This window comes from Thiocapsa imhoffii (genome assembly GCF_016583985.1).
Classification (GTDB): Bacteria; Pseudomonadota; Gammaproteobacteria; order Chromatiales; family Chromatiaceae; genus Thiocapsa; species Thiocapsa imhoffii.
Map to the genome: position 1 here is coordinate 1 of NZ_NRSD01000054.1, position 4,405 is coordinate 4,405.

At 51.2% G+C, this 4,405-nt stretch carries 10 protein-coding genes; 1 reads left to right on the forward strand and 9 read right to left on the reverse strand.

Annotated features, from left to right (window positions below):
• Positions 1 to 350: 350 nt before the first annotated feature.
• The 8 genes from CKO25_RS20345 to CKO25_RS20380 form a co-directional block, all read right to left on the reverse strand.
• Entirely contained in the window at positions 351 to 563 is a 213-nt protein-coding gene (locus CKO25_RS20345) for a type II toxin-antitoxin system HicA family toxin (RefSeq protein ID WP_200389776.1), read from the reverse strand.
• 2 nt (positions 564 to 565) lie between these two features.
• Complete coding sequence (locus tag CKO25_RS20350; protein WP_200389777.1) at positions 566 to 769, reverse strand: type II toxin-antitoxin system HicB family antitoxin; 204 nt, start codon at positions 767 to 769, stop codon at positions 566 to 568.
• A 120-nt stretch (positions 770 to 889) separates the two neighbouring features.
• Positions 890 to 1,333, reverse strand: coding sequence for a GNAT family N-acetyltransferase (locus CKO25_RS20355; RefSeq protein ID WP_200389778.1), 444 nt, complete (start codon positions 1,331 to 1,333; stop codon positions 890 to 892).
• A 140-nt stretch (positions 1,334 to 1,473) separates the two neighbouring features.
• Entirely contained in the window at positions 1,474 to 2,256 is a 783-nt protein-coding gene (locus CKO25_RS20360; RefSeq protein ID WP_200389779.1) for a hypothetical protein, read from the reverse strand.
• Between the two features lie 182 nt (positions 2,257 to 2,438).
• On the reverse strand, positions 2,439 to 2,651 hold the full coding sequence (locus tag CKO25_RS20365; protein WP_200389780.1) for a type II toxin-antitoxin system HicB family antitoxin: 213 nt from the start codon (positions 2,649 to 2,651) through the stop codon (positions 2,439 to 2,441).
• Between the two features lie 9 nt (positions 2,652 to 2,660).
• Positions 2,661 to 2,795, reverse strand: a complete 135-nt coding sequence (locus CKO25_RS20370; protein WP_371829733.1) for a type II toxin-antitoxin system HicA family toxin — start codon at positions 2,793 to 2,795, stop codon at positions 2,661 to 2,663.
• Positions 2,796 to 2,951: 156 nt separating this feature from the next.
• Positions 2,952 to 3,239, reverse strand: coding sequence for a HigA family addiction module antitoxin (locus tag CKO25_RS20375; RefSeq protein ID WP_200389781.1), 288 nt, complete (start codon positions 3,237 to 3,239; stop codon positions 2,952 to 2,954).
• 8 nt (positions 3,240 to 3,247) lie between these two features.
• Complete coding sequence (locus CKO25_RS20380) at positions 3,248 to 3,526, reverse strand: type II toxin-antitoxin system RelE/ParE family toxin (RefSeq protein ID WP_200389782.1); 279 nt, start codon at positions 3,524 to 3,526, stop codon at positions 3,248 to 3,250.
• Between the two features lie 337 nt (positions 3,527 to 3,863).
• Between CKO25_RS20380 and CKO25_RS20385 the strand changes: the two genes are divergently transcribed.
• Positions 3,864 to 4,094, forward strand: coding sequence for a hypothetical protein (locus CKO25_RS20385; RefSeq protein ID WP_200389783.1), 231 nt, complete (start codon positions 3,864 to 3,866; stop codon positions 4,092 to 4,094).
• 81 nt (positions 4,095 to 4,175) lie between these two features.
• On the opposite strand, the gene CKO25_RS20390 is transcribed toward CKO25_RS20385, so the two are convergent.
• Positions 4,176 to 4,405: hypothetical protein (locus CKO25_RS20390; protein ID WP_200389784.1), on the reverse strand; the 230-nt coding region annotated here is incomplete at its 5' end.

Consider the following 4,405-nt stretch of genomic DNA (forward strand, 5'->3'; position numbering starts at 1 on the left):
GATGCAGAGGGCTGCCGTCCGAGGTGATGAGTTGGCTTTTGGCGAATTCAGCCTATCACCTTGGCAGCCCCTACCCCAATCTTTTCAGGATCTTGCGACCGCATCCTTCCTTATCTTAGCGCCATTCGTGTTTGACCGGTCTTCTCTACACGAGCGGCACAGGCCATCCTTGATATTAAATATGCCGGCATGAAAGCCACATTTCTTACATGATCCGATCACAAGAACTCACCTCGCTATTCAGCCCAACGTTGCGGTAAGCCGACCCGCGTGCGGCACCACGCTCGCAATTAGCCCACGACGTCTGCCGCGCGGGGTCGGCTTGAGCGCTGTGTTAGCGCCTTTTTGCATCAAAGAAGTTTTTTGAATTGATCTACAGTCAAGCCGGCATCCTTAACGATTCCGCCGAGCGTAAAAGCATCAACAGGATTTCCCCTCGGAATGGTTAGGATTCGCGTGCCGTCAGACATGATGATGTGCTTGCTTTCCCGGACAACTCGGAACCCTGCCTTCTGTAAAGCCCGAACAGCATCGCGGTGATTGACACCTCGGATTTTCGGCATCTTTACGCGGCCACCTCGACTTCCCGCATTTCAGTATCTTCCGTTGCAGCCAATTCTGCCGAAACATCAACGTATTCATTGATTGCATCCGCAATGTTTTCTAAAGCTTCCTGCTCTGTCTTCCCCTGTGACCAGCATCCAGGTAGACCTGGGCAGGATACGCTAAAACCTTCATCTGTTTTTCGGAGAGCGACTTTGTATTTCATGTGCCACCTGATGTGGTTTGAGGGAACCATCTTCTATTGGCGCTAACGTCACGCATCAGCCGGCGCAAAAAGCAGAGCGAGGAACAAGCGGCGCTTTTTGCGTTCGGCTGAATGCGCTCGTTAGGCATCGAACGCCATCTCTAAGCTCGCTGGGGTTTCACCCACTACCGTGAACCCATGGCGCTCATAAAAACGCCTCGCCAGCGCGTTGATTTTGAAAACCTGCAACTTGATTCCGAGATGCTGCTTCGATGCAGAGGAGATAATCCGTTTCAAAACGTTTGCCCCAAGCCCTTTCTTTTGATGCTCCGGAGCGAGTAAGAGCATTCGGATGTAGAATTCATAACTATGTTTCTCTACTTGGACATAACCTATCGGTTGACTTTCGCGTAAAACCACCGTTATCTGGTCTGGATCAAAGTGCTCTGAAAAATCATCTTTCTGCCATTGACTATCCCAGCCCCAGATCTGTTCTATGTACCCACCCATCACTGCTCGGTATAGCGCGAACAATAGCGCTTGATCCTCAGGATTTGCAGGTCGGAAGGAATATTCGACTTCCATATTTATGCCTAACGTTAACCGCAGCCCGCGCCAAACTGCGGCGACGCGCGAAGCGCCCGCCGCAGTTTGGCGTCGGGCTTGCGGACTCGTTGAGCGATTTCATTCATTAGATCTGGCGATAATTGGGCCTGGCCCGTTTCTCAAGCAAAGCCGATAACGATTCTTGAGGTAAGCGCACAGAAAAGAAAGAGCAAAGGTGGTATGTAGCGACCGACCCAGAAGCCATAAAGCACAACACCCACGGCAACAACTTCAAGCACCGGTGATCCGAGTATTCCGAATCCATAAACACTCGGCATGTTAATGCCGCTCTTGAGTGGCTCAATTGCTTCAGAAAAGATACGGGCATGCAACCATAACGGGATTGCAAGAGCCACGAGCGCGCCGGCGACTAGAGCGCGATTCAGGTTCTTCCGGTACGGCGGATCACTAACCCAATAAGAAAGCCAGGCTACAAACGGGACAAAAAGATAAGTCAACCCCGACAGGAAATCCGACTCAGCAGAGAAATACAAAAGTAGTGAGCTAAAAGTGCAGAAAACAAAAAATACTAACGTTCTAAGTCGTCGTTTTCCCGCAGCAATGTTCTCCGCTTTAGCTCGTTCACGCCTTGCGCTTTCCTGTTCCGCCAGAATACGTTCGCGTTCCTGCTGCTCCCTCTGAAAACGAGCATGCTGTTTAGCGAGATTCTCAGCTTCGCGAGCGGCGAGTCTGGCGATATGTTTTTGCTGTTCCTGATTTAGGATGCCCTGGCATTTCGGGCACCTAGTTGCGCCAAACTTGAGTGTCTTGTACTTGCAGTGAGGGCACTCGTAGTCCCCAGGGTTGTCTCGTCTGTAGTCCGACCAAAGATCTCTTTCGGCGGCTTCTTCTTCGTTCCGCTCCGCTAATCTTACCAGCTCGGCGTGCTGAGTCTCCTGCATGCAACGCGGACATTCCGATCCGCTGTAATTTATTTGATGTCTCCCGCAGTAGTAGGACACCTCAAACCTCCGAAGAGAGCACGAGGAAAAGAAAACCGATCATCTTTTCGTCCACAGCCCAACGACCAAGCTTAGCCGCTCCGGCGGAGCGTAGCGGAGCCGGGGTCGGCTGGAGCGACTTGTTAGGCATGCACTTCAACAAATTCGCTGTATGAATGTGGCTGAGGCACGGGCGCACCCTCTTCCTTGATACCTTCCAGATGGAATTCGATCGCCTCTTGGATGAGCTCAAGAACCTCCTCCTTGGTTTCTGCCGCCGCGATGCAGCCTGGAAGATCAGGGACATATGCGCCGAAACTACTCGGGCCTTTCTCAATGACAACCATGTAACGCATGTCAGCTTCTCACCTGAGCCCGGCCTGTTTCAGCACGTTGTTGAGTGTGCCGGGCGGGACATCAACACTGGGTTTTCCAGAAACAGTGACGGTTCCCGGTTTCGTGGGATGATGGAACTGACGATGGCTGCCTTTCTGTCGCACTTGCTGCCATCGTCAGCCTCGATCAGCGCAATGAGTTGTTTGACCTTCATGCTTGTAGAATTGCACTGACCCGAATTTCATGCCTAACGTCCCGGTTAACCGGCGCGGGCGTAGCCCGCGTCCGTGTTGAACCGTTTGTTATGTGATGGGAGATCGCTATGCTGCAACAAGACGTTTGACCTGAAGCTCTTTGCGGTGTTGCTCAGCATTCCAAAGATCATACTGGGTTTGTTGGTTAAGCCAACTCTCTGAGGTAGTATCAAAAGCAATCGAGAGCCGAACAGCCATCTCGGGGCTAATTCCAGCTCGTCCGTTGAGGATGGCGCTCAAGGTCTTCCGGCTGACACCCAAGGCTCTGGCGGCCTCGGTGACAGAAAGATCAAGCGGCTCAAGACAAAGCTCTCGAATCACTTCACCGGGATGTGGTGGATTGTGCATAAGCATGGGGTACCTCAATGATAATCCTCATAGTCCACGACCTCGACATCCTCGCCTTCAAAGCGAAAGGTAATTCGCCAGTTTCCACTAACATCAACTGCCCAGGTTCCAGATCGATTTCCTTTCAGCTCGTGAAGCCGAAGCCCTGGAAGGTTCATGTCTTTTGGTTGTCGGACAGCGTGGAGGCGGCCGAGTATCAAACGGAGCCTTTTCGCGTGCTGGGCCTGGATTCCTGAAGTCTTTCCGGTTTCGAAGAAGCGCTTTAAGCCCTTATGCTTGAAGTTCCGAATCATGGGATTTAGTGTAACCCAACCCGTTACGGGTGTCAATCACATAACAGGGTGGGCATCGCCCACCTAATACATCTGTACCAACTAATTCAATTCAAAAATCGGCAAATCAGCAGCATCGGAGAATGGAAAAGGTGGGCAATGCCTACCCTACCCGACTAACCACTGCAATGTATGCGGAGTACAGATCGCTTTCTGGGCTTTGCTGCCTTTCGGAAATGATTGTCATGGTTTCGGTAGTCACAAAATCTGGCTCTCCCGGATCTCAGGGGGTCATGTTATCATATAAATCAGTTAGTTGATGGCGGTGCTCCGCTAAAATGTCATTCGAGCGCTTTTGATGATGACTTTCGATAAGGATACGATTCAGGCCCTTTTAAATCTTCCTGACCTCGCAATTGAACGGGTGGTTTTAGGTGAACGCAAAACGTTGAGAATTGACGTTCATCGTACCCTAGAAGGAACGCAGTGTCACCGTTGTGGCAAGCCGATTCATCATGCTTATGGTTTGGGCAATGAGATCGAACTTCGACATTTGCCGCGACTCGAATACCGAGTGCTGTTGATCTGACGCCCGAAGCGTGATCAATGTCGCTCCTGCGAAGGGCATCCAACGACAAGTCAAACCCTGTCTTGGTATACGCCACGTGCCTCAGTCACAACAGCTTTCGAGCAACAGATGCGTTTGGAATTGATCAACAGCACGCTTGAAGATGTGAGCCGGAAACAGGCCATTGGCGTTGATGCATGACAAGGCATCCTTGATCGTCAGATCAGTGCCACCATCGATTGGAATCCAATTCAAAATCTCGAAGTGGTCGGGATCGATGAGATTGCACTGAAGACAGGACATCGCGATGTTGTTGTTGTGGTCAGTGCCTA

What these genes read in the sequence shown, in the direction of transcription:
- CKO25_RS20345 (WP_200389776.1), bottom strand. Translation starts at nt 563, where the DNA reads ATGCCGAAAATCCGAGGTGTCAATCACCGCGATGCTGTTCGGGCTTTA.
- CKO25_RS20355 (WP_200389778.1), bottom strand. Translation starts at nt 1,333, where the DNA reads ATGGAAGTCGAATATTCCTTCCGACCTGCAAATCCTGAGGATCAAGCG.
- CKO25_RS20365 (WP_200389780.1), bottom strand. Translation starts at nt 2,651, where the DNA reads ATGCGTTACATGGTTGTCATTGAGAAAGGCCCGAGTAGTTTCGGCGCA.
- CKO25_RS20350 (WP_200389777.1), bottom strand. Translation starts at nt 769, where the DNA reads ATGAAATACAAAGTCGCTCTCCGAAAAACAGATGAAGGTTTTAGCGTA.
- CKO25_RS20375 (WP_200389781.1), bottom strand. Translation starts at nt 3,239, where the DNA reads ATGCTTATGCACAATCCACCACATCCCGGTGAAGTGATTCGAGAGCTT.
- CKO25_RS20360 (WP_200389779.1), bottom strand. Translation starts at nt 2,256, where the DNA reads ATGCAGGAGACTCAGCACGCCGAGCTGGTAAGATTAGCGGAGCGGAAC.
- CKO25_RS20385 (WP_200389783.1), top strand. Translation starts at nt 3,864, where the DNA reads ATGATGACTTTCGATAAGGATACGATTCAGGCCCTTTTAAATCTTCCT.
- CKO25_RS20380 (WP_200389782.1), bottom strand. Translation starts at nt 3,526, where the DNA reads ATGATTCGGAACTTCAAGCATAAGGGCTTAAAGCGCTTCTTCGAAACC.